Source organism: Virgisporangium aliadipatigenens (assembly GCF_016863615.1).
Classification (GTDB): domain Bacteria; phylum Actinomycetota; class Actinomycetes; order Mycobacteriales; family Micromonosporaceae; genus Virgisporangium; species Virgisporangium aliadipatigenens.
The window spans coordinates 113,559-139,173 of sequence record NZ_BOPF01000029.1 but is presented as its reverse complement, the minus strand read 5'-3'; the positions used below and the strand labels follow the sequence as shown (position 1 = coordinate 139,173).

The following is a 25,615-nucleotide window of genomic DNA, read 5'->3' as shown; positions in this document are numbered from 1 at the left end:
CTCATGCGTCGGCGGAGGTCGCCACGCGGGTGTCCGGAACGAGCCGCAGCCCGGCCCGGGCGGGACGCACGTGCGGACCCGCCACGGCTACCGGCGGGGCGGGCTCCGGGGTGGCGGCGAGGCGCTGTTCGTCGACCCGGACCCCCAGGCCCGGCTCGTCGCCGAGAACGATCCCACCGTCGGCGAACTCCTGGTCGATGTGCACGCCGACCGGCGAGGTCAGGTGTTGCACCTCGAACGACAGGTGATTCGGCACGGCCGCAGCGGCGTGGGCGAGCGGGTTGCCGTGATGGCCGACGGGGCTCACCGGAAGGTCGCGGCTGTGCGCCACGGCGGAGACCCGCAGAAAGTGCGTGATGCCCCAGACGTTGCCGACCTGGACGATGTCCACGGCGTCGGCGTCCAGCAGCGGCCGGTACTGCTCCAGGCCGGTGAGGTTCTCGCCGGTGGCGACCGCGGCGCGGACACCGTGGCGCACCGATGCGAGCCCGGCGGCGTCCCAGCGGCGCACCGGCTCCTCCACCCAGGTCAGATCGACCTTTCGTTCCAGCGCGGTGATGTAGCGAACGGCCTGCGAGCGGTGCCACGACTCGTTCGCGTCCAGCATCAGGGCGGGGCTGACCGCGTTGCGGCGCAGGACGTCGCGCACCGCTTCGAGCCGGCGCAGGTCCCGGGTGAACTCCCGGCCGCCCTTGAGCTTGGCCGCGCTGAAGCCGTGCTCGGCGAAGCGTTCGTAGAGGTGCACCAGGTCGCCGTCGTCGAGGGCGATGTCCAGTCCCGAGGCGTAGCCGGGCACGAACCGGTCGAGCGCGCCGAGGAGGCGCCACAGCGGTTCCCCGGCGGCCTTCGCCTTGAGATCCCACAGCGCCATGTCGATCGCGCCGATGGTGCCGAACATGCTGCCGGCGTGGCCGGCCTTGAAGGCGCGGTTCACCATCCGGTCGTACAGCGCGGTGACCGCCCGCGGATCCTCCCCCTCGACGGCGTCGAAGACCCGGGCGATATCCGGGTGCGCGCCGATGCCGACGCCGTCCACGCCCTCGTCGGTGGTGAGGATGAGCAGGTGCACGTCGGTGTGCGGGCCGGGCAGCACGCCGTTGGCGTCGCCGACGGGACGTCCCCAGTCGTGTTGCGTCGTCAGGCTGCGGTATCCGATGACTTTCACTCTTTGGTGCCTCCGGTGGTCATGCCCGCGACGAGGAAGCGCTGCGAGAACAGGAAGACGATCAGTACCGGCAGAACGGAGATGACGGTCGCCAGGGCCAGCGTGGGCAACTGCACCGACTGGGAACCCGCGGAACTGGGATTGAACGCGGGCGTCGAGGCGAGCAGCGCGGTGAGACCGACCTGCACCGGATAGCCGTCACTGGAGGGCAGCATCACGAACGGAAGGAAGAAGTTGTTCCAGCTCTGCACGAAGCTGAAGAACGCGACCAGCGCGACGACCGGCCGCGCCAACGGCAACGCCACCCGGGTGAACGTCTGCAGCTCGGTGCAGCCGTCGATGCGTGCCGCGGCGAGCAGGTCGCGGGGAATGCTGGTGGCGAAGTAGATGTAGGTCAGGTAGACCCCGAACGGGAAGAACGACATCGGCAGGATCACCGACAGCGGGTTGCCGATCAGCCCGATCACGTTGAGTTCCAGGAAGATCGGCAGCACCAGCGCGGTGTTCGGCACGAGCATGACGACGAGGGTCAGCACCAGCAGCGCCCGGCGGAACCGGAACGTCGTCAGCGCCATGGCGTACCCGGCGGGGATGCCGGCGATCAGCGTGATGACGAGCGCGCCCACGGCGTAGCCCGCGGAGTTCAGCACCCATCCGGTGACGGCGCCGTCCTGGAAGTCGAACAGCTCGTTCCAGTTGGTCGCCAGTTCGTCGGGACCGCCGGGCCGGAACGGGTGCTCGACGATGAGCCCGCGCGCCGACTTCGTCGTGGCCAGCAGCAGCCACACGATCGGGACGGCGAAGAAGAGGACGAAGACCGTCACGACGACCGGGACGAGCACCCGGCCGCTCCAGCCGGTGAGCCCCCTGCCGGTGGCGGTGTCCGCCGGTCGATCCACTGGTGTCACGGGTTCAGTCCGTCTCGAACAGGCCGCCGCGCGTCACGAAGACGGCCGACAGCGCGAGGGCGATCACGAGCAGCAGCAGCGAGATGGCCGCCGCGCCGTTGAAGTCGTTCTGCTGGAACGCGTACAGGTACGCCAGCTGGTTGAGCGAGTAGTCGTTCGGGACGACGGCGTTGCTGGCCTGGGAGAGCAGTTGCGGCTCGACGAACAGCTGGGTGCCGGCGGCGAGCGACATGATGCCCATGTACGAGATCCACTTGCGCAGCAGCGGCAGCTGGATGCGCCAGGCGATCTGCACGGCGTTCGCACCGTCGATGCGGGCCGCCTCGATCATGTCGACGCTGATGGTGTTCAGCGCGCCGTACATGATGACGATCCAGCCGCCGGCCCCGGTCCAGAACGCGATGATCGCGAAGATCGGTGGCAGGTGCCCCGGCGAGATCACGTGCAGGAAGCTGTCGTAGCCGAACAGGCGCAGCAGCGGCGCGACCGGGCTGACCGTCGGGTCGAGCACGAACAGCCACAGCAGCACGCTGGAGGCTCCCGCGACCGCACCCGGCAGGTAGAAGATCAGTCGCAGCGCCTTGCTGAGCCACCGCACCCGGACCGCGTGCACGACGAGGGCCAGCGACGTCACCAGCACCACGAGCAGGAGCAGCCAGATCACCAGGTACAGCGCGACGTGACCGACGGCCGGCAGGAACCGGAAGTCGTCGATCACCTTGGTGAAGTTGTCCAGGCCGGCGAAGCCGCCGTCGCCGGCGGTGAACGCCAGGTAGAGCGCGTAGAGGGCGGGCAGGACACCGAACGCCAGGGTCAGCGCCGCGTGGCCGGCCACCAGCACGTAACCGATGCGGCTCCCCCGGGAACGGACGGGTCGCCCGGCGGCGGTGTGGCGAGGCCACCGGGTCGTCGACCCGGTAGCCTCCTCCGTCGACGTCGCGCTCATGTGACGGTGTAGCCGTCGACCTGAGCCTGGTTCTTGATCGCGGTACCCCACTGCGGCAGCATCTCGACCAGGCTCTTGCCGCTGGTGACGGCCGGGGTCATGGTCTTGGCCCAGATCGCCTCCTGGCTGAAGATGCCCGAGCCCCAGCCGCTCCAGATCTGGGTTCCGGCCTTGATGACCGCCTGCAGGTCGGTGGCGTAGTAGCCGCTGGACTCCTGCTTCTTGATCCACTTGTCGCCGGCCGGCCCGTACGCGGGATAGCCGGGTGCCACGTTCACCTGGTAGTCGTCGGCGGTCGTGACGAACTCGACGAACTTCTCGGCCGCCTTCAGGTTCTTGGAGTGGCTGCTGATGAACCACGTGCCGCCGCCGACGTTGCCGGTCACGGCCTCCTCGCCCTGCCAGGCCAGCGGCGCGGCGACGCCGAGCTGCCCCTTCGGGACGTTCAGCGACTTGTCGTTGTTGAAGATGGCGCCCGCGTACCAGGCCGGGCCCGGGACCATCAGGACCTTGCCGGCGTACTTCTGGACGAACTCGGGCGTGAAGACGCTGATGCTCGGCGTCGTGCCGTTCTTGATGAGCGTGTCGAGCATCGCGGCGGCCCGCCGGCACTCGTTGGTCTCGACGTTGACCGTCACCGCCTTGGGACCGGTGATGTCGTTCGCCCGGCACTTGCTGCTCCAGAAGTAGACCTCGGGCGTCCACGGGTCGCCGGTGGTGCCGACGATGTACCCGGGGTGCTCGCGGGCCACCCGTTCGCCGAGCGCCTGGTACTCCTGCCAGGTGGTGGGCAGCTGGTAGCCGAACTGGTCGAGCAGCGTCTTGTTGTACCAGAGCACCGCCTGTGCGAGGTCGTTGCGCAGGCAGTACACCTTGCCGCCGACCGTGCACGGGTTCAGCGCGCCCTTGGTGAAGTTGTCCAGGGTGGCCTTCGGCACCAGCCCCTGGTCGAGCCTGGCGGCGAACGCCTGCTTGCCGTTGGCGGACTGGCTCGCCCATGCGGCGTCGTTGTTCTGCGTCGAGAACACCACGTCCGGCCAGCCCTCGCCGGCCCGGTCGAACAGCTGCATCTTGGTGCGGAACGAGTTCGAGCCGTTCGCCGCCCCGTCGTAGGTGACGACCTCGAGCGGAACGTCCGGGTTGGCCTTCTTGAACGCGTCCGCCGCGCCGGAGCGGTCGGCGTCCACCCATACCGTGATTTTTGCCTTGTCGTCCTGCTTGGCCTGGGAGAATCCGTAGGAGCCGGACGAGGAGTCGGTGTCGCCCCGGTTGCAGGCGCTCGTTGCGAGAGTCAGGACCAATAGCGCTCCGACCGCCACCGTGCGTGGTGTCGGACGTAAGCGTCCGAGTGGAGATGTGTCGACCATCGAGTGTCCTTCGCGTGAAGGTGTCGCCCTTGTTAACCCCGCCGAAACGGTAAGGGCATACGTATGATGTTTGCAAGGTGTTGGCGGCCCGGGATGAAATTGCCGTGGACGACGGCTCAGCGAGCCAGCCAGCCCCCGTCGACGGGAACGATCGCCCCGTGCACGTACCGCGCGGCGTCGGAGGCGAGAAAGACCACCGCGCCGGCCAGATCGTCCGGCCGTCCCCACCGCCCCGCCGGGATCCGCTCCAGGATCGCCTTGTTGCGCCCCGGATCGTCCCGCAACGCCTGCGTGTTGTCGGTGGCGATGTAGCCGGGCGCGATCGCGTTGACGTTGACGCCGCGGCCCGCCCACTCGTTGGCCAGCGCCCGGGTCAGGCCGGCGATGCCGGACTTCGCGGCCGCGTAGCCGGGCACGTTGACGCCGCCCTGGAAGCTCAGCATGGACGCGGTGAAGATGATCCGACCGGCTTCGCGCCGCAGCATCCGGCGGCCGATCTCGCGGGCGAGCACGAACTGGGCCGACAGGTCCACGTCGAGCACGTGGTCCCAGTCGCCGTCGGCGTGTTCGGCCGCGGGTGCCCGGCGGATCGTGCCCGCGTTGTTGACGAGGATGTCGACGGGCCTGGGCCGGCCGTCCAGCCACGTCACGAACTCGCGGATCGCGCCGCGGTCGGCGAGGTCGAGGCGGTAGGGCACGAAAGTACGGCCGTGGGCCTCCACCCGGGCGGCCGCCTCGCTGCCGGAGGGTTCCAGCGACGCGCTGACCCCGACGATGTCCGCTCCGGCGGCGGCGAGCGCCTCGGCCATCGCCAGGCCGATGCCGCGCCGGCAACCGGTCACCACGGCCGTGCGGCCGGTCAGGTCGAACAGGTTCATGCGGCCGCCCCGCAGTCGAGCAGCACCTTGACGCTGCCGCCGGCCTCCAGCGCCTCGAACGCCGCGGCCACCTCGTCGAGCGGCACGACCCGGGAGATCAGCCGGCCGGCCGGCACCTGACCGCCGTGCACCAGCCGCACGGCCTCCTCGAAGTCGGCGTGCGCGTACACCCGTACGCCGATCACCTCCAGTTCCCGCCAGAAGACCCGGTGCAGGTCCACCTCGCGCGGCACGGGGTGGATCGCCACGACGACGAGCCGGCCGCGCACGGCGAGCAGGTCGGTCGCCAGCCGCACGCCCGAACCCGAACCCGACACCTCGAACACCACGTCGGCGCCGGCGTCGCCGGTGTGCTCCCGGACGTGGGCGGCGACGTCGACGGCCGCCGGGTCCAATGTGGACAGTCCGATCTCCTCGGCCACCGCACGTCGATGCGGGTCCAGTTCGAGCACGGTCACCGAGGCGCCGACGCTCTGGGCCACCTTGCCGATCAGCAGCCCCACCGGGCCGGCGCCGATGACGACCGCGTGCTCGCCGGCGGCCAGCCGGGAGCGGCGCACGTCGTGCACGGCCACGGCGGTGGGCTCGATCAGCGCCCCGTGCCGCAGCGGCAGGTCGGGCGGCAGCGGTACCACGGTTCCGGCCGCCACCGTCCAGGAGTTCTGCATCGAACCGGCGGAGTCGACGCCGATGAAGGTCAGCCGATGGCAGATGTGGGTGTGTCCGGCGAGGCAGGCCGGGCATTGCCCGCACCACTCCAGCGGGATGACCGTCACCGGATCCCCCACCGCCAGGCCGGTGACGTCCGCGCCGAGTTCGGCGATCCGGCCGGACATCTCGTGACCGATCACCGCCGGCGCGTGCACGCGGTGATCCATCGCTCCGTGCATGACGTGCAGGTCGGTGCCGCAGATACCGGTGTAGGCCACGTCGATGCGCACCTGCCCCGGCCCGGGCGGCACCGGCTCGACGCCGTTCACCACGAACGTGCGGTCGCCCATATAGTGAGCGGCCCGCGTCATGTCGTCGCCTCGCAACGATCCATCGGAACCCTTCCTCTCCTGGGTGCCGGTGCGCGACCCGTTCGACGCACTCGGCAAACATCTGATGTCTCTATAGTGAGGGCGGCAAGCGACTGACCGTTCCGGAGGGAGAGTCGTGGCACTGACCGACGAGGCCATCGCCAAGATCCGCAGCATGATCCAGAACGGGGAACTGCCGCCGGGGTCGCGCCTGCCGCCCGAGCCGCAACTGGCCGCCCAGATGGGCCTGTCGCGCAGCGGGGTGCGGGAAGCGGTGAAGGTGCTCGAGTCGGCCCGGGTGCTCGACGTGCGCCGTGGCGACGGCACCTACGTCACCAGCCTCGCGCCGCGGCTGCTGCTCGAGGGCCTCGGCCTGGCCGTGGAACTGCTGCGCGACGACACCCTGCTGGAGGTGATGGAGGTGCGCCGGATGCTGGAGCCGGTGGCCACCGGACTGGCCGCGCTGCGCGTCACCGACGCCGCCCTGGCCGAACTGAGCGGGATCCTCGACAGCATGCGGGCGGCCGCCGACGACCACGAGAAGCTCATCGGGTTCGACACGGCGTTCCATCACACGGTCGTCGCGGCGACCGGCAACGAGACGCTCACCTCGCTGCTGGACGGGCTGTCCAGCCGTACGGTACGGGCCCGGGTCTGGCGCGGGCTGATCGACGGCAACGCGGCCCACACCACGATCGACGAGCACCAGGCGATCTACGCCGCCCTGTGCCGGCGGGACCAACTGCTCGCCCATGCCAGCGCGCTGGTCCACGTCAACACCTCCGAGGCGTGGTTGCGCGCGGTCCTGTCGGACCGGGGCTAGGGCGCGTCACGCCGCAGCCGCCCGCCCAGTCCGTACACCCGCGTCGCGGTACCGGCGAAGATCTCCCGCAGGTCCGGCTCCCCGAGCGGCGGCAGGGCCGCCCCGAGCGCCCGCAGCACGCCGCCGTAGTCGGCCGCGAGCAGGCACACCGGCCAGTCCGAGCCGAACATCAGCCGGGCGGCGCCGAATTCCGCGACGGCCACCGCCACGAACGGGCGCAGGTCGTCCGGGGTCCAATCCGGCCCGGCCTCGGTGACCAGCCCGGACAGCTTGCAGGTGACGTTGCCGGCGGCCGCCAGCGCCGCGAACGGCCCGCGCCAGCGCCGCAGGCCGGCCGCCCCCTCGTCGATCCGGGGCTTGCCGAGATGATCGAGCACCAGGCGCAGTTCCGGAACGGCCCGCGCCGCACGGGCGGCGGACGGCAGCTGGTCGGCGCGGATCACCAGGTCGAACACCAGACCCGCCGCGGCGACCTCGGCCAGCCCGCGCCGCACCTCGGGGCGGTCGAGGTAGTCGGGATCCTCCTCGCCCTGCACCTGCGAACGCACGCCGACCAGCAGCTCGCCGCCGCGGTGCCGGCGATAGCGGGCCAGGGTCGCGGCCAGGTCCGCGTCCGTCAGCTCCGCCCAGGCCACCACGCCCGCGATGGCCGGGGTGTCGGCGGCGTGGCCGAGGAACTCGGCGGCCTCGTCGGGGTGACAGCGGCCGCCCTCGACCAGCACCGTGGCCTCGACCCCCGCCGCGGCGAGTTCGGCCGTCAGGTCCTCCGGGGTGAACGGCCGGCGGATGGCCGTCAGGCCGGGCGCGTCGAGCCAGGTGTACCCGCGCTCGGGTCGCCACAGGTGATGGTGCGCGTCGACGATCGTCCGGTGCTCCGTCACGCCGCCGCCCACTCGGGTCCGTCCGGGAACCGGTACGCGGCCAGCGTGGCCGGCAGGATCTCGGCGCTCATCCCCGGTGCGGTGGGGGCCAGATAGCGTCCCGCCCGGATCCGCACCGGGTCGGTGAAATGTTCGTGCAGGTGGTCGACGTACTCGACGTACCGGTTCTCGGCGGTGCCGCTGACCGCCAGGAAGTCGAACATGGCCAGGTGCTGGACCAGCTCGCACAGGCCGACGCCGCCCGCGTGCGGACACACCGGCACGCCGAACCTGGCCGCGAGCAACAGGATCGCCAGGTTCTCGTTGACCCCGCCGACCCGGCAGGCGTCGATCTGGACCACGTCGACCGCACCCGCCTGCAGCAGCTGCTTGAACATCACCGCGTTGTGCACGTGCTCGCCGGTCGCCACCATGACCGGCGCCAGGGCGCGCCGGACCGCGGCGTGCCCCAGCACGTCGTCGGGCGAGGTGGGCTCCTCGATCCAGTACGGGTCGAAGGGGCTGAGTTCGCGCATCCAGCTGATCGCCTCGGGCACTCCCCAGATCTGGTTGGCGTCGACCGCGAGGCGGACCGTCGGCCCGACGGCCTCCCGGGCGAGCCGCATCCGCCGCACGTCGTCGGCGAGGTCGCCACCGACCTTGATCTTGATCAGGTCGAACCCGGCCTCGACGGCCTGCCGGCACAGCCGCACCAGCTTCTCGTCGTCGTAGCCGTACCAGCCCGGACTCGTGGTGTAGGCCGGATACCCCTCGGCCAGCAGCAGCCGCTCCCGTTCGGCACGGCCGGCCGCGGCGGCGCGCAGCAGCGCGAGGGCGTCCTCCTCGGTCAGCGCGTCGCGCAGGTAACGGAAGTCGACCTGGGCCACCAGCCGCTCCGGCGGGAGATCCGACAGCAGCTTCCACAGCGGCTTGCCGGCGCGCCGCGCCGCCAGGTCCCAGACCGCGTTGACCAGACCGCCGGCGGCCATGTGCACCACGCCCTTCGCCGGGCCCAGCCAACGGATCTGGCTGTCGTCGACGAGCCGGCGCATCAGCGCGCCCGGGTCGGCGACGAGTTCGGCCACGGGCAGGCCGATCACCAGGGCGGCCAGCGACCGTAGCGCGGTCACCGCGATCTCGGTGCCACGACCGACGGTGAACACCAGCCCGTGCCCCTCCGCGCCGTCGGTGGTGCGCAGGACGACGTAGGCCGCCGAGTAGTCCGGGAACGGGTTCATCGCGTCGGAGCCGTCGCGCTGCCGGGAGGTCGGGAACCGCACGTCCACGGTTTCCACTGCGGAGATCCGCTCGGTCACGTCTGCGCCTTTCCACCCGTCACGCGGGACACGACGAGGGCCACCAGGATGACGGCGCCGTTGAGGAAGTTCGTCCACTGCGCGGGGACACCCGCGAGGGTCAACACATTTATGATCATGAAAAGGAGGAGGACTCCGGTGAACGCGCCGAAGACCGTCCCCTTGCCGCCGTTGAGGCTCACCCCGCCGATGACCGCGGCGGCGAAGACCTGGAAGATGGCGCCGTCGCCCTGGGCGGCCGGAACCGCCGCGAGCCGCCCGCTGATGAGCAGCCCCGCGAGGGCCGCGAGCGTGCCGGCCACGATCAGCGTGAGCCACAGCACCCGATCGGTGCGGATACCGGCGGCCCGCGCCGCGTCGGCGTTGCCCCCGATGGCGTAGAGCGCCCGGCCGGGACGCGTGTAGCCGAGCACCACGATGCCGACGGCGAACAGCAGCAGGCAGATCCAGACCGACGCCGGTACGCCCAGCCATGCGGCGGATCCCAGGTAGGTCATCGACGCGGGCAGCGCGAAGAACGTCTTGCCGCCGGAGATGCCGGTCAGCAGGCCGCGCAACACGATCAGGATGCCCAGCGTGACGATGAACCCGTTGAGCTTGAAGCGCACGATGAGCAGCCCGTTGAAAGCCCCCACGGCCGCACCGGTGAGCAGCACCAGCGGCACCGCCCACACCTGCGGAACGGCGTGCAGCCCGAGCCCGTGGGTGACGGCCGGATCGACGATGAGCCAGGCGGCAAGCCCCGGGGCGAGCCCGAACGTCGACTCCAGCGACAGGTCCATCTTGCCGGTGATGAGCACGATCGTCTCGGCGAGCACGACGATGGAGATCTCGGACATGCTCTGCAGCACGTTGATCAGGTTGTCGCCGCTCAGGAACACCGGATTGACGATGAACCCGACGATCGCCACCGCGACGATCGCCGGCACCAGCGCGAAGTCGCGCAGCCTGGCGATGGCCGGCGCGCGGCGGGCGGCCGGCGACGGCGTGACGGAAGCCGGCGCGGTGCCGGTGGACAGCGTGTCAGACATGGTCGAGATCGACCCCTTCCATGGCGGCGACCAGGTGGTTGTCGCTCCACCCGTGCGCCTTCTCGGCTACCACCCGGCCCCGGAACATCACCAGGACGCGGTCACAGATGCGCAGGTCGTCGAGCTCGTCGGAGACCACCAGCACCGTGGTCCCCCCTCGGCGCACCTCCTGCACGACGCCCAGCAGCGTCTGCTTGGAACGCACGTCGACGCCGGCGGTCGGGGTGAGCAGGACCAGCACCTTCGGATCGTTCGCGAGGGCCCGGCCCATGACCACCTTCTGCTGGTTGCCCCCGGACAGCTCGCCGACCGGAACGTCCGGCCCCGACGCCTTGATCGCCAGGTCGGCGATGGTCCGCCGGGCGAAGGCGTCGCGACGGCCGGGCGACAGCACACCGCGGCGGCCGATGCGCTCCGGCACCGTCATCGTGACGTTCTCCGCGATCGAGAGCTGTGGCACCAGCCCCTCCCGGTTGCGGTCCTGCGGCACCAGGCCGATCCCGGCCGCGAGGGCGTCGGGAACGCTGCCGGGACGCAGGACACGCCCGTCGACGGCCACGGTGCCGGAGACCGGTCGGGCCAGGCCGGCAATCGCCTCGGCGACCTCGATCTTGCCGCTGCTGCCGCCGCCGGCGATGCCGATCACCTCGCCCGCCCTCGCGACCAGGGAGAGTTCGGCGCCGGTGCGGGTCACCAGCGCGTCGACCGTCACCCGGACCGGGGCGTCGGCGGGCAACGTCCGACGGGCGGCCTCGGAGAGGTGGACGTCCTCGCCCGTCATCGCCGCGACCACCGCCTGGCGACCGAGTTCGGCCACCGGTGCGGTGACGATGTGCCGGGCGTCGCGGAAGACGGTCACCCGGTCGCAGATCTCGTAGATCTCCTGCAGGTGGTGACTGATGAACAGGAAGGTGACGCCCTGTGCGCGCAGCGCGCGGATCCGCTCGAACAGCCGGTTGATCCCGGTGCCGTCGAGCTGGGCGGTGGGCTCGTCGAGGATGATGAAGCGCGCCCCGAACGACAGCGCGCGGGCGATCTCCACGAACTGCCGCTGCTCGACCGTCAGGGCGGCGGCCGGTCGGCTCGGGTCGATGTCGACCGACCACTCGGCGAGCAGCCGCGCGGCGTCCCGGCGCAGCGCGGCCCACCGGATCAACCGACCGGGGCCGCGGGCGTGCCGGTTGAGGAAGAGGTTCTCCCCCACCGTCAGCTCCGGGATGATCGTCGACTTCTGGTAGACGCACGCGACCCGCTGCCGCCAGGCGGTGCGGTCCGACAGCGGTGGAGCCGGCCGCCCGTCGAACCTGACGGAGCCGCTGTCCGGCCCCTGCAGGCCGGTCAGGATGCTGACCAGGGTGGACTTGCCGGCACCGTTGCGGCCGACCAGCGCGTGCGTCTCACCGGCCCGCACGACGATGCCGGCGCCGTCGAGCGCGACCGTCGAGCCGTACCGCTTGGTGACGTTCACCGCCTCGACGGCGGGCCGGTCGACGTCGACCGGCCCGTCCGCCGGAGCCCGCGTGGCGGCGTTCATACGTTGTTGCCCCAGAGCGACTTGTCGTCGAACTTCATGGTGGGCTGTCCGCCGATACTGGCGCCGTCCAGCGTCACCAACGGCGCCGCGAGCTGGTCCTCCAGGACGCCGTCGCGGACCTTGACGATGGTGCTGCCGTGGTCGGTCGGGCCCGGCTGGAACGTCTTGCCGTCGATGGCCGCCTTGGCGTAGAAGAGCCCGTACTTCGCGTAGAGGTCGGCCGGCTGGCTGACCGTGGCGTCGATCAGACCGCCCTGGATGTTCTTCAGCTCCTCGGGAATGCCGTCGTTGGAGACCACGAAGACGTGCTTCGGGTCGCTCGGCGGGACCTGGAGCCCACGCTGCTTGAGGATCTGCAGCGTGCCGGAGAGCGCGAACGACGACTGCATGTAGATGCCCTTGATGTCAGGGTCCGACGTGAAGCGCGTCTGCAGCTTGGACGCGGCCACGTCGCCCTTCCAGTCGGTGGCCTCCCCGAAGACGGTGATGCCGGGGTAGTCCTTCTTCATGCACTCGTTGAACGCCTCGGTCCGGTCGCGGCCGTTGATCGACGCCAGGTCGCCCTGCAACATGACGACCTTGCCCTGGCCGCCCAGCTTGGTACCGAGGAACTGGCACGCCTTGGTGCCGTAGGCGCGGTTGTCGGCGCGCACCACCATGGCCACCTTGCCGGTGTCCGGTCGGGTGTCGATCGTGACCACCGGGATCTTCTTGTTCGCCAACTGCTCCAGGGTCGGCGCGATCGCGGCGGTGTCCTGCGGGGCCATCACGACGCCCTTGACGCCCTGGCTCATGAACGCCTGGGTGTTGGAGATGAGGTTGGCGATGTCGTTCTGCGAGTTGCTGGTCTTCAGCTGGACACCGAGGTCCTTCGCCGACTGGGGCACGTACTTGATGTAGGAGTTCCAGAAGTCGGTGTCGGAGCGGGGATAGTCCACGCCGATCAGCGGGGCCGAAGCGTCACCGCCGTCGGAGTCACGGGAGCAGCCGGTGGCGAGAACAGTGGTGCCGAGCACCACCGTCAGGCCCAGGCCGAGTAGAACGTTGCGGTTCACCGGGTCTCCTTGTCGAACTGCCCGCCCATGACGGCGCGACGCGGCGCGGGGCGGTGTCAGCAGGGGGTGGGGTGGAGAGGTGCGACGCTGGTGGGCAAACATCAGATGTTTCGTCGAGGTTTCTTTATAGGGGACACCCGGACGCCTGTCCAGCGATCGTCCGGCCGACTTCGGCCGCCCCGGCCGGCCGCCGCGCGCGCCGGAATTCCGTCGCACCGAGGTCAGCCGCTTTATGTTTCGTCGTTCGACGAGATTCCCGGTCGAACGATCGACGCATTCAAGAAAGCGCCGAATGGAGCTGATCCATTCATTGACGTCGACACTAGCCCCACGTATGTTATCGCTCACACAGCCCGTATGCAGCGCCTCTACGCGCGTCCGCCACGTCCGCGTGAGGCGGGATCACGGCCGCCCATCCACCGCGGGACGGCCGTCGACAGCATGAGGAGTGAATCAATGACATCTATGTTCCGGCGTGCGATCGGCATTTTCCTGATCGTCGTGACCGCGGCGGTCGCACCGACGGTGACGGCCGCGCGTCCGGCGGCAGCGGCGGCACCCTGGCTCACCGTGACCGACGGCTTCGCCAGGTTCGCCGTGCCGACGAGCGAGATCCAGAACGCGATGGGGAACGTCTCCCAACTCGTCGTCGAGGCGAACGTCGGCCCCTCGGCCACGGTGTCGGACCTCGGCCTCACCCGCTCCGGCGACGTGTGGAGCTCGGTGATCGGCCCGCTGCCGCCCGGCCTGTACCGCTACCGGCTCCGGGGCGACGTCACCAAGCTGCTCAAGGACCCGACCAACCCGACGACGGTCGCCTCGGACCCGACCTGGAGCACCTTCCTGGTCCCCGGCGACGGCGCGCGCCTGCTCACCGACGTGCCCGCCGGCCTGGGTGGCACCCTCGGCACCGTCACCTACCCGGGCACCGTCGCCCGACGGTCCGCGACGGTGTGGACGCCGCCCGGGTACGACGCCCGCCGCCGCGAGCCGTATCCGGTGCTCTATCTTCAGCACGGCGGCGCCGCCCGCCACACCGACTGGACCGACCTCGGGCGCGCCGCGCAGATCCTCGACAACCTGTCGGTGCAGGGCCGCATCCGCCCGATGGTGGTCGTCATGGCCGACGGCGACGCCCCGGACGTGCCGGCGGACCTGAAGCGGCTCATGCGCGCAGTCCGCGACGGGTACCACGTCGCCCGCGACCCCGCGCGACAGGCCGTCGCCGGTGCGTCCGCGGGCGGCGCCGAGGTGGTGCGCGCCGCGCTCACCCGACCCGGCGAGTTCGCCTACGTCGGGGCGTTCGCGGCCACGCTCGCCGACCCGCCACGGGTTGCCGGTCGAACGGTGAACCGGCACCTCGCGCTGCTGCGCATCTACACGGGCAACATGACCGACCCCGCGTACAACCCGACCTACCGGCTCATGCGCACCCTCGACCGGGCCGGCGTGCGGTACGAGTTCGACGGGGTCAATCCCGACGCCGGTCACGACTGGACGGCGTGGCAGGAGAACCTGGCCGACTTCGCCCCCCGGCTCTTCCGCCGGGTGTCCGACCATCGGCCGAGTCCCGGCCACCTGCCGCTGACGCACGAGTTCCGGCCGCCGGCCCCGGGCACCACGCCGACGCCGTGGATCACCCGCGACGCCAACGGGGACACCTTCGTCACCGTGGAGACCGGCACCGCGTTCACGAACGCGGGACGCGTCACGCTCTGGGGCAACTGGGCGCCGGGCGGCAGCTGGGTCAACGTTCCGCTCAGCCGCGACGGGGACCGCTGGCGGGTGACGGTCGGGCCGTTGAAGCCGTGGTTCTACTACTACAAGTTCGTCGTCGACGGGGTGTCCCACAAGGACTCCGCGAACCCGACGCGTATCACCACGGAACCGACCTGGAGCACCTTCCTGGCCCCCGGCGAACGCGCCCGGCCGCTGACCGACGTCCCCGCGGGACGGGGCGGGACCCTCGGCACGCTCACCTATACGAGCACCGTCGCGGGCGGCGAACGGACCGCCTACGTATGGACGCCACCGGGCTACGACCCGCACCGCGCCACCCCGTATCCGGTGTTGTACCTGCAGCACGGCGGCGGCCAGAACTACACGGACTGGGTCGAGATGGGACGCGCCGTCCAGATCCTCGACAACGGCGCGCTCGCCGGCACCCACACGCCGATGGTGGTGGTGATGGGCAACGGCAACGTACCGAACTTCACCGCCGAACTGCTCGACAACATCGTTCCGGCGGCGCGGGCGGCCTACAACATCGCCCGCGACCCCGCGCAGCAGGCCCTCGCCGGCCTGTCCATGGGCGGCTTCCAGGCGTTCGACGTCCTTAAGTCCCGCCCCGGGGAGTTCGCGTACATCGGCACGTTCTCGGCGGGCGTCTTCAACGCGACGGGATTCGACGTGCCGGCCGTCAACAGCGGCACGAGGCTGCTGCGGATCTACACCGGCAACGTGACCGACTTCGTCTACCCGATCGTGCTGTCCACGATGGCGACGTTCGACAGTCTCGGGATCAGGTACGACTTCGCCGGTGTCACGCCGGGCCCGCACGGCTGGGACGCCTGGCAGAAGAATCTGATCGACTTCGCGCCTCGGCTGTTCCGCCCCGGCTCGTCATGAGAAGCCCCGGCGCGTCATGAGAAGACCCGGCGCGTCATGAGAAGTCGGTGGCGGTGAGCGTGGTCGACCCGTCCGCGCGCACCGCCACCGTCGTCTGCCCGCCCCGGTAGCGGACCCGAACGTCGGCGACGGCGTGCCGACGCGCCCGCAGCGACGCCGTCACGAGGGCACCGTCACGCCACTCGAGGTCGACCAGGATGCCAGGGCGGGCGACCAGACCGCGCACGCGGCCCGTCGACAGTTCGCGGGGCAGCGCCGGCAGCAGGTCGAGGCCGCCGGCGTGGCTGTGCAGGAGCACCTCGCACAGCGCGGCCACATAGCCCAGGTTCCCGTCGATCTGGAACGGCGGATGGGCGGCGAAGAGGTTGGGGTACAGGCCGCCGCGCTCCGGCCGGTCGCTGTCGCCGGCCGGCCGGAACATCAACGCCAGCAGGTCCGACACCTTCTCCGGCGCGCCGAGCCGGGCCCACAGGGCCAGCTTCCACGCCAACGACCAGCCGGTCGAGTCGTCCCCACGCACCCGCAGCGTGGCGGCGGCCGACCGGCGCAGCCGCTGCGTCAACGGTTCCTCGCCGGGATAGACGAAGTAGAGCTGCGACACGTGCCGGTGGTGCGGGTCGACGGCCACGGCGTCGTCGCCCCACTCGCGCACCAGGCCCTGCGGCGTGACCGCGGGCCCGGGCAGCCGCGGCAGCCGCTCGCGCAGCGCGGCGGTCAGGTCGTCGTCGACCCCGAGCCGGGCCGCGGCGGCGAGCGTCATGGTGAACAGGTCCCGCAGCAGGGTCAGGTCGAGCGCGGACGAGTAGGTCAGCGCGGTCGGCTCGCCGTCGGCGTCCAGATACTCGTTCTCCGGTGACGTCGAGGGCACCGTCGCCCAGCCGTGCTCCGGCGTGCGCACCAGCCGGTCCAGCCCGAACCGCGCGGCGCCGGCGAGCACCGGCCACACCCGGCGCAGGAACGCGTCGTCGCCGGCCCCGAAGCGCACGTGCTCCCACAGGTGCCGGACCAGCCAGGGGCCCGCCATCGGCCAGAACGCCCACGCCGGATCGCCTCGGCGCGCACCGACCATCGACGTGTACAGCCAGGCGTCGCTGTTGTGATGCGCGGTCCAGCCGCGGGCCCCGTACATCCGGTGGGCCGTCTCGGTGCCCGGCACACTGAGCGCCTCGACGAACGCGTGCAGCGGCTGCGCCGTCTCCGGCAGGTTGGTCACCTCGGCCGGCCAGTAGTTCATCTGCAGGTTGACATTGAGCGTGTAGCCGCTGCTCCACGGCGGCCGCATCGAGTCGTTCCACAGGCCCTGCAGGTGCGCCGGCAGGCCGCCCGGGCGGGAACAGGCCACCAGCAGGTAGCGCCCGTAGTGGAACAGCAGCGCGGCGAGGCCCGGATCGGCGGCGAGCGGCCCCTGCGGATCGGCGAACGCACGGGCGAGCCGCTGCGCGGTGGTGCCCTCCGGGGCGGTTCCGGTGCCGAACTCCAGCTCCACCCGGTCGAGCAGGCGCGCGTGGTCGGCGCAGGCGCGTGCCAGCAACGCGTCGGCGTCGGACGGGTCGAGCGCCGCCAGCCGTCGCGCCGCCCGGGCCAGCGCGTCACGGCCGGTGCCGGTGTTCGGCCGACCGGGCCCGCCGAACGTGGTCGCGGTCTCCACCAGCACCACGACCCGGCCGCCGGGCAGCCGTTCGGTCCGGGTCGCCACGGCCGCCTCCAGGGCGTCGGGGCCCCAGACGGCGGCCGGGAAGTCCGGCGCGTGGGTGGGCGGCACGTCGCTGGGCAGCCGCAGCACCAGTGCGTCGCCGTGGTCCCGCAGGATCCGCAGCGGGCTGGACAGCCGCACCCGCACCGCCGTCTCCTCGGGAATCCCGTCGACGACGTGCACCAGCACCCCGTCCGGCGCGGAGACCACCGTGCGCTGGAGCACCCCGGCGTGCGAGACGGTGTGCAGGCCGGTGCCGAGGTCCAGGCCGCGCCGGTAGTCCGGTCCGTGCCCGGGCCCCCCGTCGCCGAGGAGCACCTCGACGGTCGCCACCGGCAGGAACGCCTGCGAGTAGTCCGACTGCAGCCGCTTGACCGGCTCCTCGGCGGCCCGGCCGCGGCCGGCGGCGATCAGTGCGCGGGCCTCGGCCAGGTCGGCCCGGGCCCGCTCCGCCGACGGTTGCGGTTGCCGGCGCTCGCTGTCCGGGCCGCCGGACCAGGCCGTCTCGTCGTTGAGGTCGAACCGGGCGGAGTGCGCCCCGCCGTGACACATCGCGCCGAGGCGGCCGTTGCCCAGGGGTAGCGCCTCCAGCCAGGTGCCCGCCGGCCGGTCGAAGAGCAGACGGTGCACCCGGTCAATCTACCCGCGGCTCCCGGGCGCGCACCGCGCCGGTGAAGTCCAGCGGCATCGCCACGCCGCCGACCGCCATGCGCAGACGGTCCGGGGTCGCCGGTTCGAGCCGGAAGGCCGTGCAGAGCTGCCGGCACAGCAGCACCAGCTGGATCGTCCCCAGGCTCGCGCCGATGCAGCCGATCGGCGCCCACCCGAACGGCACGTAGTGCTGCCCGCCGGTGAGGCCGCGCGGCGAGTCCGGCAGCCACCGGTCGGGGTCGAACACCTCCGGGTCCCGCCAGTGCCGCGGGTCGTGGTGCACCATCGCGGGGCTGACCACGAAGTGCTGCCCGATGTCGAGGTCGTGGCCGCGGATGTTCAGTCTGGTGCGGGCGCTGCGGGTCATCATCGTCGGCGCGGTCCAGGTGCGCAGCACCTCCTTGACGAACCGGTGCGCCACCGGCGCGCAGCGGGTGCCGGAGCCGTACAACTCGTCGGTGCCGACACCCGCGAACTCCGCCGTCAGCCGCTGCGCCCACTCCGGCCGGGTCACCAGCGCGTACATCAGGTTCGCGGCGGCCGCGCCGGGCGGTCCGGCGATCGCGGTCAGCACGGCGGCGACGGCGTGCACGGCACGGTCCATGCCGAGGTCGTCCAGCAGTTCGGTGGCGATGACGTCGATCAGGTCGAGGCGCGGCGGGACGCGTCCGGCCGCGCGGCGGCGCAGTTCGCGACGGATCACCAGGCCGGCGCTCGCGCCGACGGCCATCAGCCGCGGCTGCATCCACAGTGGACGGTCGCGCTTCAGCGTGCGCAGCAGGCGGTTGAGCTTCACCAGCGCGTCGCGGGTGATCCGGGACCGGTCCCGCGGGCCGAGGCCGCCGATCACCGACGGCACGATCGAACGGAAGCTCACCTCGTGCGCCAGCCACATGAGATCGACGGGCTGGTCGAGGCGTTCGCGCAGCACGGCGGCCATCCGCTCGTCGAGGGCGGCCAGTTCGTCGGCGGCGCAGAGCCGGCGCATCCGGGACAGGTAGGCGGCGCGCACCTGCTTCCACGACACGGGTGTGCTCGGCCGGCGGCGCAGCACGTCGACCAGCCGGTCCGGCATGGTCAGGTCGGCGTAGTTGTCCGCGTTGGCGGCGACCGCCGCGTCGGCGTCGAAGACGACGAGTTGCCCCCCGTTGCGCCAGAACACACCGTCGTGCTCCGCGCTGGGGGCGCGTAGGTCCCTGAGCAGATCCGGGTCGCGTTCCTGGGCGGCTGTCATCTGTCTCTCCGTCGGGTGGCCGTGCGCGGGAAGCGGTGGTGGGAGCGGACCGGCGGTGCGGCCCGCTCCCACCGGTTCGATCAGATGTTGTGGTAGAGGTACCAGATGTAGTCCCGGCTGCCGCCGCCGTAAAGGTTGAGCGCCCGCTTGGCCGCGCGGAAGAGCTTCGTCATTCCATTCACCTCCCTTCGGACCTGTCGTCGGTCTGGTCCAGCCGCAGGGTGAACCGTGGCGGGGCAAGGGCCGCCGCCACCTGCGGCCGGGAGTCGGGGGCGGTCACGTGGACCGCGTAGGTCGCGGTGATGATCCCGAGGAGGGCCTCGACGACCTGCATGGAGACGCTGGCGCCGGTGCACGCGTGCGGCCCCCAGCCGAACGGGACGAACGCCTCCCGCCCGGTCGGCGCGGCCCACCGCTGCGGCCGGAACTCGTGCGGATCGGGCCAGTGCGCGGGATCGCGGTGCACGAGATAGCCGCAGACGCGCACCTCGTCGGCGGGCGTGACGGCGACCCCGTCGAGCGTGCGCTCCGCCACGGGCCGCCGGCCGAACAGCCACGCGACGGGCCAGAGCCGCAGCGCCTCGCGCACCACCCAGGCCGGCGGCGCCGACGCGGCGTCGGGGCCGGCGGTGCCCGCCAGATACACCGACCAGCCGAGCAGGAACCCGACCGACCCGGCCACGGCGAACAGGCACGACAGGTACACCTCGGCCAGATCGCGGTCCCGGCTGCCCGGCGGCGCGGCGCGCGCCAGAACGTCGAGCAGGTCGGCGTCCGGCCCATCGCCTTTCCCGCGGGCCGTTCTGCGGGCCGCGATCTCGGCGGCGAGCACGCGCATCACCCGCCCGCGGAACCGGGCCCGGGTCAGCAGCGAGTACCGTTCGCGCGCACCGGCCAGAACGGCCCGCTCCACCACCGCGGAAACGGTGTCCCGCAAGGCTTCCGACGGCTCCGCACCGACGAGCACCGGCGCGAAGTACCCGAACACCAACCGGTTCCCGGCGTCCGGCCACGCACTCGACGGCGCCAGCCGCCGCGCCACCAGTCCGGGCAGGCTCGCGGCGTGCGCCCGATGGTGCCGGTCCAGCAGCTGCCGCGCGGCCCGGCCGATCCCGACCTGCGCCGCGCGCGGCCCGAAGGTTCCGGTCCGGATGCGGAAGAAGTCCGAGTGCTCGCGGTAGTGTCCCGCGGCGTTGCCCAGGATCTCCCGGGCGATCGCGGGATCGGCGACGTAGACCTCACCGGGGCGGCCGGGGAAGACGCCGCCGTGAACGGCGTGCAGCTCGTCGAGTCTGGTCAGGAAGTCGGGTCCGGAAAGGCGCCGCGGGATCATCGCCCTCCTCGCGATTCGGCTTTACCTACAAGCCGTTCCACCGCGTTCCACGATGTTCCGATCCGGCGCGACGCCCTCCCTGTGGGCCGGTGTCGCGAGCTAGAAGGTGACCAGCGGGGAGCCGGTGAGCTGGTCCATGGCGAAGTTGACGAAGAAGAAGCCGAAGAAGAGCGCGACCAGCACCAGGACGAGGTACGACCACCACGAGGCCCGTGCCGGCCGCGGCAGCTTGCCGATCAGGTACATGAGGGCGAACGGGAAGATCATGGCCGCGAGGTTGGACATGTTCGCCGCCCACTGGACCAACGCGACCGGCAGTGCCCGGAAGATGATGATCGAGATGGTGATCCCCAGGACGATCATGAACGGGTAGTAGAAGCGCCGCGGGTCACCCGCGATGAGGCGGCGGAATCCGGCGCTCGACCCGTAGAGCGCGTCGACCATGTTCCGGGTCAGCATCTCGAACACGACGATCTGGGTCTTGAACAGGATCACGAAGCCGATGAACAGCGCCCAGCCGAAGAAGAGGCTGCTCTCGCCGGTCGCCCGCAACTGGTCGGCCACGAACGTCGGCATGCTCGCCACCGTCGGCTTGACGCCGCTCTCCGCGGAGAGGTGGCTGACCAGGATGCCCGGCATCAGCATGCCGATGATGGCGCCCGGCACGAAGATCGCCCACATCTCCAGCTTCAGGAAGAACCACCAGCGTCGCCAGCGGGCGGCGTTCTCCGGCGTCTCCGGGAACGTGGTGCCGACCGGCGCGATCTCGGTCTGCCCCTCGCCGCGCGCGAGCAGGCCCGGGATGTAGCCGGTCTTGCTGCCCATCCCGTAGCCCTTGTCCCGGTAGTAGTTCATGAACACGAAGTTCAGGCCGGAGGCCATTGCGGCGAAGCCGGCCACCGCGCCGATCGTCGTCGCCTCGGTCCCCTCGGGCGGCAGCGCGGGCCGCAGCATGCCCACGAGCCCGTCGAGCCAGGCGCTCGGCGGGGTCAGGATCAGCACCGCGAGGAAGAGCGTCACGAGGATGAACAGGACGAGCACCCAGAAGAGCAGTTCGAGCGTGCGGGAGATCTTCTTGCCGAACAGGGTGATCGCGAAGACCGCGCCCATCAGGCCGACGCCGATCCAGCGCGTGGTGGTCAGGTCGTTCCCCGTGGGAATGTCGCCGGTGACGAGGGTGAAGAAGCTGGCGCCGGCCGACGCGGCCCACCCGCCGGTGATGAACGCCAGATAGAAGAGCCCGACGGCGAGGACCGTGCCGACGTACGCCCCGGGCGGGACGCGCCCGAACCCGAGCGAGGGCACCTCGCCGGTCGCGAGCACGTACCGGCCGATCTCCATGTTGTACAACGCCTGCAGGATGATCGAGATGGTGATGATGAAGCCGACGCCGGTCCAGCCGAGGCTGCCGATCGCCTGCGGGCCCAGGAGCCATTCGCCGCTGCCGATGGAGAGGCCGAGCGCGATCATCGCCGGCCCCATGATCTTCGTGACGGTCTCCTTGGGGCCGGTCTTCGCGACCTGGAAGACCTCTTCCGGCGTCGGCAGGTCAGCTACGTGCAGTGGTGGACGACCGACGCCGAGGGGGTACTCGGCGGCCTCGACGGGTGGAGATGTGCTGGTCATCGTCGCTCCCGGTCTGCGAGTCGGGGGGTACTCGGATAGATAGATCGTTATCCATCGAATAACCCCGGGCAACCCTATGAACGGTCGATGACGGCCTTCGACAGCTCCGCCACGCGCCCGTAGCCGAACTCGCCGGCGATGGCGAGCGCGTGCCGCGCGTGTGTGACGGCCCGCTCGTGCCGGCCGAGGGCGACGTGCGCGACGGCGAGGCCGAGCAGCGCCTCCGCCTCGGGATAGCGGGACTCGATCGCCCGGCTGAGCTCCAGTGCCGCCTCGTGGTGGCCGACCGCGTCCTCGTGGCGGCCGCCGCGGTGCGCGATCGTGCCGAGGGTGTTCAGCGCCTCGGCCTCGATCCCGCGCTCGCCGACCTCCCGGGCGAGGGCCAGTGCGGCCAGACCCAGTTCCCGGGCATCCTCGACGGAACCGCGGTCGCAGTGCACGGCGGCCAGCACGCGCATCGCGAACGCCTCGTTGCTGCGGTCCCCCAACTCGTGGAACAGCGGCAGCGACTCGCGCAGGCGCCGTTCCGCCTCGTCGAGGCGCCCCTGGGCGTGCAGCACCTCGCCCCAGTCGCCGAGGATCGTGGCCTCACCGAGCCGCGAACCGATCGCGCGGTTGATCCGCAGCGCCCGCGCGCAGCACTCGCCCGCCTTCTCCAGCAGCCCCTGCCGCAGGTACGCCCGGGCGAGCGCGTCCAGGGTGACGGCCTCGCCGTGGCGCCAGTCGTTCGCGCGGCAGAGCTTGAGCCCCCGGTCGAAGTACTCCACCGCCTGCCACAGCTGCCCGGAGTCCCGGTGGATGACGCCCAGGTTGCCGATGGTCGCCGCCTCGCACTGCGCCCAGCCGGTCCGTTCCGCCAGCAGCATCGAGGCGGTGTACCGCTCCACGGCCGGCGCGAACTCGCCCTGCCGGAAGTGCGAGTCGGCGAGGCTGAGCTGCGCCGCCGCCTGGGCCCGCAGGTCGCCCTCGGCCGTGGCGGCGGCCAGCGCGGTCCGGGCGGCGTTCTGCCAGTCCACGACGTGCATGCCCAGCCAGAAGTAGCCGCGCAGGGTGTCGGCCAGCAGCCAGGCCCGCGAACGCGGCCCGTGCTCGGCGGCGTGGCGGATCACGGCGACCAGGTTGGCGCGCTCGGCGTCCAGCCACGCCGACGCGGCCGTCCCGTCGGCCGGCTCCACCGGCCCGGCGACCTCGAGCTCCGGCAGGCGCATCGACTGCCCATCGAGCCACGCCGACGCGGCCGTCCCGTCGGCCGGCTCCACCGGCTCGGCGACCTCGAGCTCCGGCACCGGCAGGCGCATCGACTGCGGGTACAGCACGCGCGCCGCGCGGTCTACCCCGTGCAGGTACCAGTCGAACAGGCGGCCCAGCGCGGCCGCACGGTCGGCGGCGGGCTCCTCGGCGCGGGCGCGTTCGGCGGCGTAGTCGCGCAGCAGGTCGTGGCAGGTGTACCGGCCGAGGACCCGCTGGTCGAGCAGGTTGGCGCCGGTCAGCCGTTCCAGCCGGCGCCTGGTGTCGGCCGCACCGGCGCCGCCCAGCGCGGCGGCCGCCGCCACCGTGATGTCGGCCCCGGGCGCCAGCCCGAACAGCCGGAAGAGCCGGCGGGCGTCGGGATCCAGCGTCCGGTACGACAGCTCGAACGCCCGCCGGACCCCGCTGCGCTCGTCGCCGTCGACGTCCAGTTCCGCCAGGCGGTCGCCGGCGCGCAGCGCGCCGACGTAGTCGGCGATGCCCGGCCAGGGGTGGCCGAGCAGGTGCGCGGTGGCGACCCGCAGCGCCAGCGGCAGGTACGAACAGACCCGGGCCAGCTCCGCCGTCGCCGCCGGCTCGGCCGCCACCCGTTCGGGTCCGAGGAGCGTGGCGAGCAGGTCGAACGCCTCGTCGGGAGTCAGCACGTCGAGGAGCAGCCGGTCGGCGCCGTCGCGGGCGACCAGTCCCGGCAACCTGTTCCGGCTGGTGATCAGCACGACGCAGCCCGCACTGCCCGGCAGCAGCGGCCGAACCTGGTCGGCGTCGGCGGCGTTGTCGAGCACCACCAGCATCCGCCGGTCCGCCAGCAGCGAACGGTACCGGCCGGCCGCCGTCTGCACGTCGGCCGGGATCTGTTCGGGCTGCTCGCCGAGCGAGTACAGCAGGTGCGTCAACGCCTCGGCCGGCCGCACCGGCGCGTCCCCGGAGAAGCCGCGCAGGTCGAGGTAGAGCTGCCCGTCGGGGAACCGGTCCCGGACCCGGTGGCCCCAGTGCACCGCCAGGGTGGTCTTGCCGACCCCGGCCATGCCGGCGATGGCGGAGATGACGACGGCGTTCGGCCGCTCCTCGCGCAGCAGTGCGTCCAGCCGGTGCAGGTGCTCGGCGCGGCCGGTGAAGCCCGACACGTCGGCCGGCAGCTGCGCCGGTGCGGGCGCGGCCGCGGTGCGCGACGGTGCCGGCGCCGGCGGCCGAACCGTCGGGTCGTTGCGCAGGATCGCGCCGTGCAGCTCCCGCAGCCGGGTGCCGGGCTGCAGGCCCAACTCGTCGGCGAGCCGCACGCGCAGGTGCCCGTACGCCTCCAGCGCCTCCGACTGCCGCCCCGAGCCGTGCAGGGCGCGCATGAGCTGTCCGACCAGGCGTTCGCGCAGCGGGTGGGCGGTGACCAGTTCGGCCAGCTCGCCGACCAGGTCCGCGTGCCGGCCGAGGCCGAGTTCGAGGTCGACGCACTGTTCCAGGGCGGCGAGGCGCTGCTCCTCCAGCCGTACCGCGGCCGCCTCGACGGCGAAGCCGGGCAGGTCCATGAGGGCGGGGCCGCGCCACAGCCGCAGCGCCTCACGCAGCGTGTCGGCCGCCGCGGCGGGTTGGTCCCGGCCGGCGAGGTCGAGGGCCTTCGCGACGAGGTCGGTGAACTCCCGGGCGTCGAGTTCGCCCGGCCCCGGCGCGATCCGGTAGCCGTGGCCGACGACGTCGATCGGGGTGCCACCGGCGAGTGCGCGCCGCAGCGCGGAGATCTCGTTCTGGATCTGGCGTCGGGCGGTCGCCGGCGGGTCCGCCCACATCGCGTCGATCAGGTGCTCCAGCGGCACCACCTGACCGGCGTTGGCCAGCAGGACCGCGAGAGCCGTGCGCCGGCGGCGTCCACCCAGAACGACCGCGCGATCGCCGTCGATCACCTTGAGCGGCCCCAGGATGAGGAAACGCAATGCGCCCTCCGGTTGCGCCGGCTGCGGGTTGTCCGTTGTCGTGTGCCAGGCACGCACAATAGGTGAGCCCGACGGCCGGCACAACGCATCCGGCCGGCCGCCGATGCACCGCGTGATGCCGGATCGATGAAGACAGCCATCAACGATGGTCGTTCACTCACCGCCCGGAGGCACCATGTCATCGAACTGCCCGCCGCGCCTCCCCCCGCTGCCGGGCCCGGACTCTTCCGAGCCTCGCGTCCCGCCGCGTTCGACGCCACCACCGGCACGGCGACGGAAGCGGCCCGCCCGGCACCGCCGGCGGCGGCGGGCCGGGACCTGAGGGCAGCGTCCACTGTGGAGCGTTCGGCCGGCCGCGAACGTGGCAGGGAGGGC

General features: G+C 71.8%; 19 protein-coding genes. 2 read left to right on the top strand and 17 right to left on the bottom strand.

Going from position 1 to position 25,615, the window contains the following annotated elements:
• Position 1: 1 nt before the first annotated feature.
• The 6 genes from Val02_RS32735 to Val02_RS32710 form a co-directional block, all read right to left on the bottom strand.
• On the bottom strand, positions 2-1,165 hold the full coding sequence (locus Val02_RS32735) for a mandelate racemase/muconate lactonizing enzyme family protein (RefSeq protein ID WP_203903141.1): 1,164 nt from the start codon (positions 1,163-1,165) through the stop codon (positions 2-4).
• Positions 1,162-2,073: a carbohydrate ABC transporter permease gene (locus tag Val02_RS32730; RefSeq protein WP_239153502.1), complete on the bottom strand. Its 912-nt coding sequence runs from the start codon at positions 2,071-2,073 to the stop codon at positions 1,162-1,164. The genes Val02_RS32735 and Val02_RS32730 overlap by 4 nt, the downstream gene beginning before the upstream one ends.
• A gap of 4 nt (positions 2,074-2,077) precedes the next feature.
• On the bottom strand, positions 2,078-3,019 hold the full coding sequence (locus tag Val02_RS32725) for a carbohydrate ABC transporter permease (protein WP_203903140.1): 942 nt from the start codon (positions 3,017-3,019) through the stop codon (positions 2,078-2,080).
• Positions 3,016-4,320, bottom strand: coding sequence for an ABC transporter substrate-binding protein (locus Val02_RS32720; RefSeq protein ID WP_239153501.1), 1,305 nt, complete (start codon positions 4,318-4,320; stop codon positions 3,016-3,018). Before Val02_RS32720 ends, Val02_RS32725 begins: the two co-directional genes overlap by 4 nt.
• Positions 4,321-4,502: 182 nt before the next feature.
• Positions 4,503-5,264: an SDR family oxidoreductase gene (locus Val02_RS32715; RefSeq protein WP_203903138.1), complete on the bottom strand. Its 762-nt coding sequence runs from the start codon at positions 5,262-5,264 to the stop codon at positions 4,503-4,505.
• Positions 5,261-6,286 (bottom strand): zinc-dependent alcohol dehydrogenase, encoded by a 1,026-nt coding sequence (locus tag Val02_RS32710; RefSeq protein WP_203903137.1) that lies wholly within the window; start codon positions 6,284-6,286, stop codon positions 5,261-5,263. The genes Val02_RS32715 and Val02_RS32710 overlap by 4 nt, the downstream gene beginning before the upstream one ends.
• A gap of 136 nt (positions 6,287-6,422) precedes the next feature.
• On the opposite strand from Val02_RS32710, the gene Val02_RS32705 reads away from it, so the two are divergent.
• Entirely contained in the window at positions 6,423-7,109 is a 687-nt protein-coding gene (locus Val02_RS32705) for a FadR/GntR family transcriptional regulator (protein WP_203903136.1), read from the top strand.
• Here Val02_RS32705 and Val02_RS32700 read toward each other — a convergent pair.
• The 5 genes from Val02_RS32700 to Val02_RS32680 are packed head-to-tail and all read right to left on the bottom strand — an operon-like array spanning position 7,106 to position 12,905.
• A complete protein-coding gene (locus Val02_RS32700) occupies positions 7,106-7,990 on the bottom strand; it encodes an amidohydrolase family protein (protein ID WP_239153500.1) in 885 nt (294 codons plus the stop codon). The genes Val02_RS32705 and Val02_RS32700 overlap by 4 nt on opposite strands.
• Positions 7,987-9,285 (bottom strand): enolase C-terminal domain-like protein, encoded by a 1,299-nt coding sequence (locus Val02_RS32695; RefSeq protein ID WP_203903135.1) that lies wholly within the window; start codon positions 9,283-9,285, stop codon positions 7,987-7,989. Before Val02_RS32695 ends, Val02_RS32700 begins: the two co-directional genes overlap by 4 nt.
• Entirely contained in the window at positions 9,282-10,316 is a 1,035-nt protein-coding gene (locus Val02_RS32690) for an ABC transporter permease (protein WP_203903134.1), read from the bottom strand. Before Val02_RS32690 ends, Val02_RS32695 begins: the two co-directional genes overlap by 4 nt.
• Positions 10,309-11,850: a sugar ABC transporter ATP-binding protein gene (locus tag Val02_RS32685; RefSeq protein ID WP_203903133.1), complete on the bottom strand. Its 1,542-nt coding sequence runs from the start codon at positions 11,848-11,850 to the stop codon at positions 10,309-10,311. Before Val02_RS32685 ends, Val02_RS32690 begins: the two co-directional genes overlap by 8 nt.
• Positions 11,847-12,905 (bottom strand): sugar ABC transporter substrate-binding protein, encoded by a 1,059-nt coding sequence (locus Val02_RS32680; RefSeq protein ID WP_239153499.1) that lies wholly within the window; start codon positions 12,903-12,905, stop codon positions 11,847-11,849. Before Val02_RS32680 ends, Val02_RS32685 begins: the two co-directional genes overlap by 4 nt.
• A 456-nt stretch (positions 12,906-13,361) precedes the next feature.
• On the opposite strand from Val02_RS32680, the gene Val02_RS32675 reads away from it, so the two are divergent.
• Complete coding sequence (locus tag Val02_RS32675; protein ID WP_239153498.1) at positions 13,362-15,533, top strand: alpha/beta hydrolase; 2,172 nt, start codon at positions 13,362-13,364, stop codon at positions 15,531-15,533.
• Between the two features lie 34 nt (positions 15,534-15,567).
• Here the strand turns inward: Val02_RS32675 and Val02_RS32670 are convergent, their stop codons facing one another.
• The 6 genes from Val02_RS32670 to Val02_RS32650 form a co-directional block, all read right to left on the bottom strand.
• Positions 15,568-17,856: a glycosyl hydrolase family 95 catalytic domain-containing protein gene (locus Val02_RS32670; protein ID WP_203903131.1), complete on the bottom strand. Its 2,289-nt coding sequence runs from the start codon at positions 17,854-17,856 to the stop codon at positions 15,568-15,570.
• A gap of 4 nt (positions 17,857-17,860) precedes the next feature.
• Positions 17,861-19,111 carry a cytochrome P450 gene (locus Val02_RS32665; RefSeq protein WP_203903130.1) on the bottom strand — a complete coding sequence of 417 codons (1,251 nt, stop codon included), beginning with the start codon at positions 19,109-19,111 and terminating at the stop codon, positions 17,861-17,863.
• Positions 19,112-19,191: 80 nt separating this feature from the next.
• Complete coding sequence (locus Val02_RS48965; RefSeq protein WP_506023328.1) at positions 19,192-19,284, bottom strand: hyalucidin A family RiPP precursor; 93 nt, start codon at positions 19,282-19,284, stop codon at positions 19,192-19,194.
• 5 nt (positions 19,285-19,289) lie between these two features.
• A complete protein-coding gene (locus tag Val02_RS32660) occupies positions 19,290-20,444 on the bottom strand; it encodes a cytochrome P450 (RefSeq protein ID WP_203903129.1) in 1,155 nt (384 codons plus the stop codon).
• A gap of 99 nt (positions 20,445-20,543) precedes the next feature.
• Entirely contained in the window at positions 20,544-22,070 is a 1,527-nt protein-coding gene (locus Val02_RS32655; protein ID WP_203903128.1) for an Nramp family divalent metal transporter, read from the bottom strand.
• 74 nt (positions 22,071-22,144) lie between these two features.
• On the bottom strand, positions 22,145-25,240 hold the full coding sequence (locus tag Val02_RS32650) for an AfsR/SARP family transcriptional regulator (RefSeq protein ID WP_203903127.1): 3,096 nt from the start codon (positions 25,238-25,240) through the stop codon (positions 22,145-22,147).
• Between the last annotated feature and the right edge of the window lie 375 nt (positions 25,241-25,615).

What these genes read in the sequence shown, in the direction of transcription:
- Val02_RS32725 (WP_203903140.1), bottom strand. Translation starts at nt 3,019, where the DNA reads ATGAGCGCGACGTCGACGGAGGAGGCTACCGGGTCGACGACCCGGTGG.
- Val02_RS32715 (WP_203903138.1), bottom strand. Translation starts at nt 5,264, where the DNA reads ATGAACCTGTTCGACCTGACCGGCCGCACGGCCGTGGTGACCGGTTGC.
- Val02_RS32710 (WP_203903137.1), bottom strand. Translation starts at nt 6,286, where the DNA reads ATGACGCGGGCCGCTCACTATATGGGCGACCGCACGTTCGTGGTGAAC.
- Val02_RS32690 (WP_203903134.1), bottom strand. Translation starts at nt 10,316, where the DNA reads ATGTCTGACACGCTGTCCACCGGCACCGCGCCGGCTTCCGTCACGCCG.
- Val02_RS32685 (WP_203903133.1), bottom strand. Translation starts at nt 11,850, where the DNA reads ATGAACGCCGCCACGCGGGCTCCGGCGGACGGGCCGGTCGACGTCGAC.
- Val02_RS32675 (WP_239153498.1), top strand. Translation starts at nt 13,362, where the DNA reads ATGACATCTATGTTCCGGCGTGCGATCGGCATTTTCCTGATCGTCGTG.
- Val02_RS32665 (WP_203903130.1), bottom strand. Translation starts at nt 19,111, where the DNA reads ATGACAGCCGCCCAGGAACGCGACCCGGATCTGCTCAGGGACCTACGC.
- Val02_RS48965 (WP_506023328.1), bottom strand. Translation starts at nt 19,284, where the DNA reads ATGACGAAGCTCTTCCGCGCGGCCAAGCGGGCGCTCAACCTTTACGGC.
- Val02_RS32660 (WP_203903129.1), bottom strand. Translation starts at nt 20,444, where the DNA reads ATGATCCCGCGGCGCCTTTCCGGACCCGACTTCCTGACCAGACTCGAC.
- Val02_RS32655 (WP_203903128.1), bottom strand. Translation starts at nt 22,070, where the DNA reads ATGACCAGCACATCTCCACCCGTCGAGGCCGCCGAGTACCCCCTCGGC.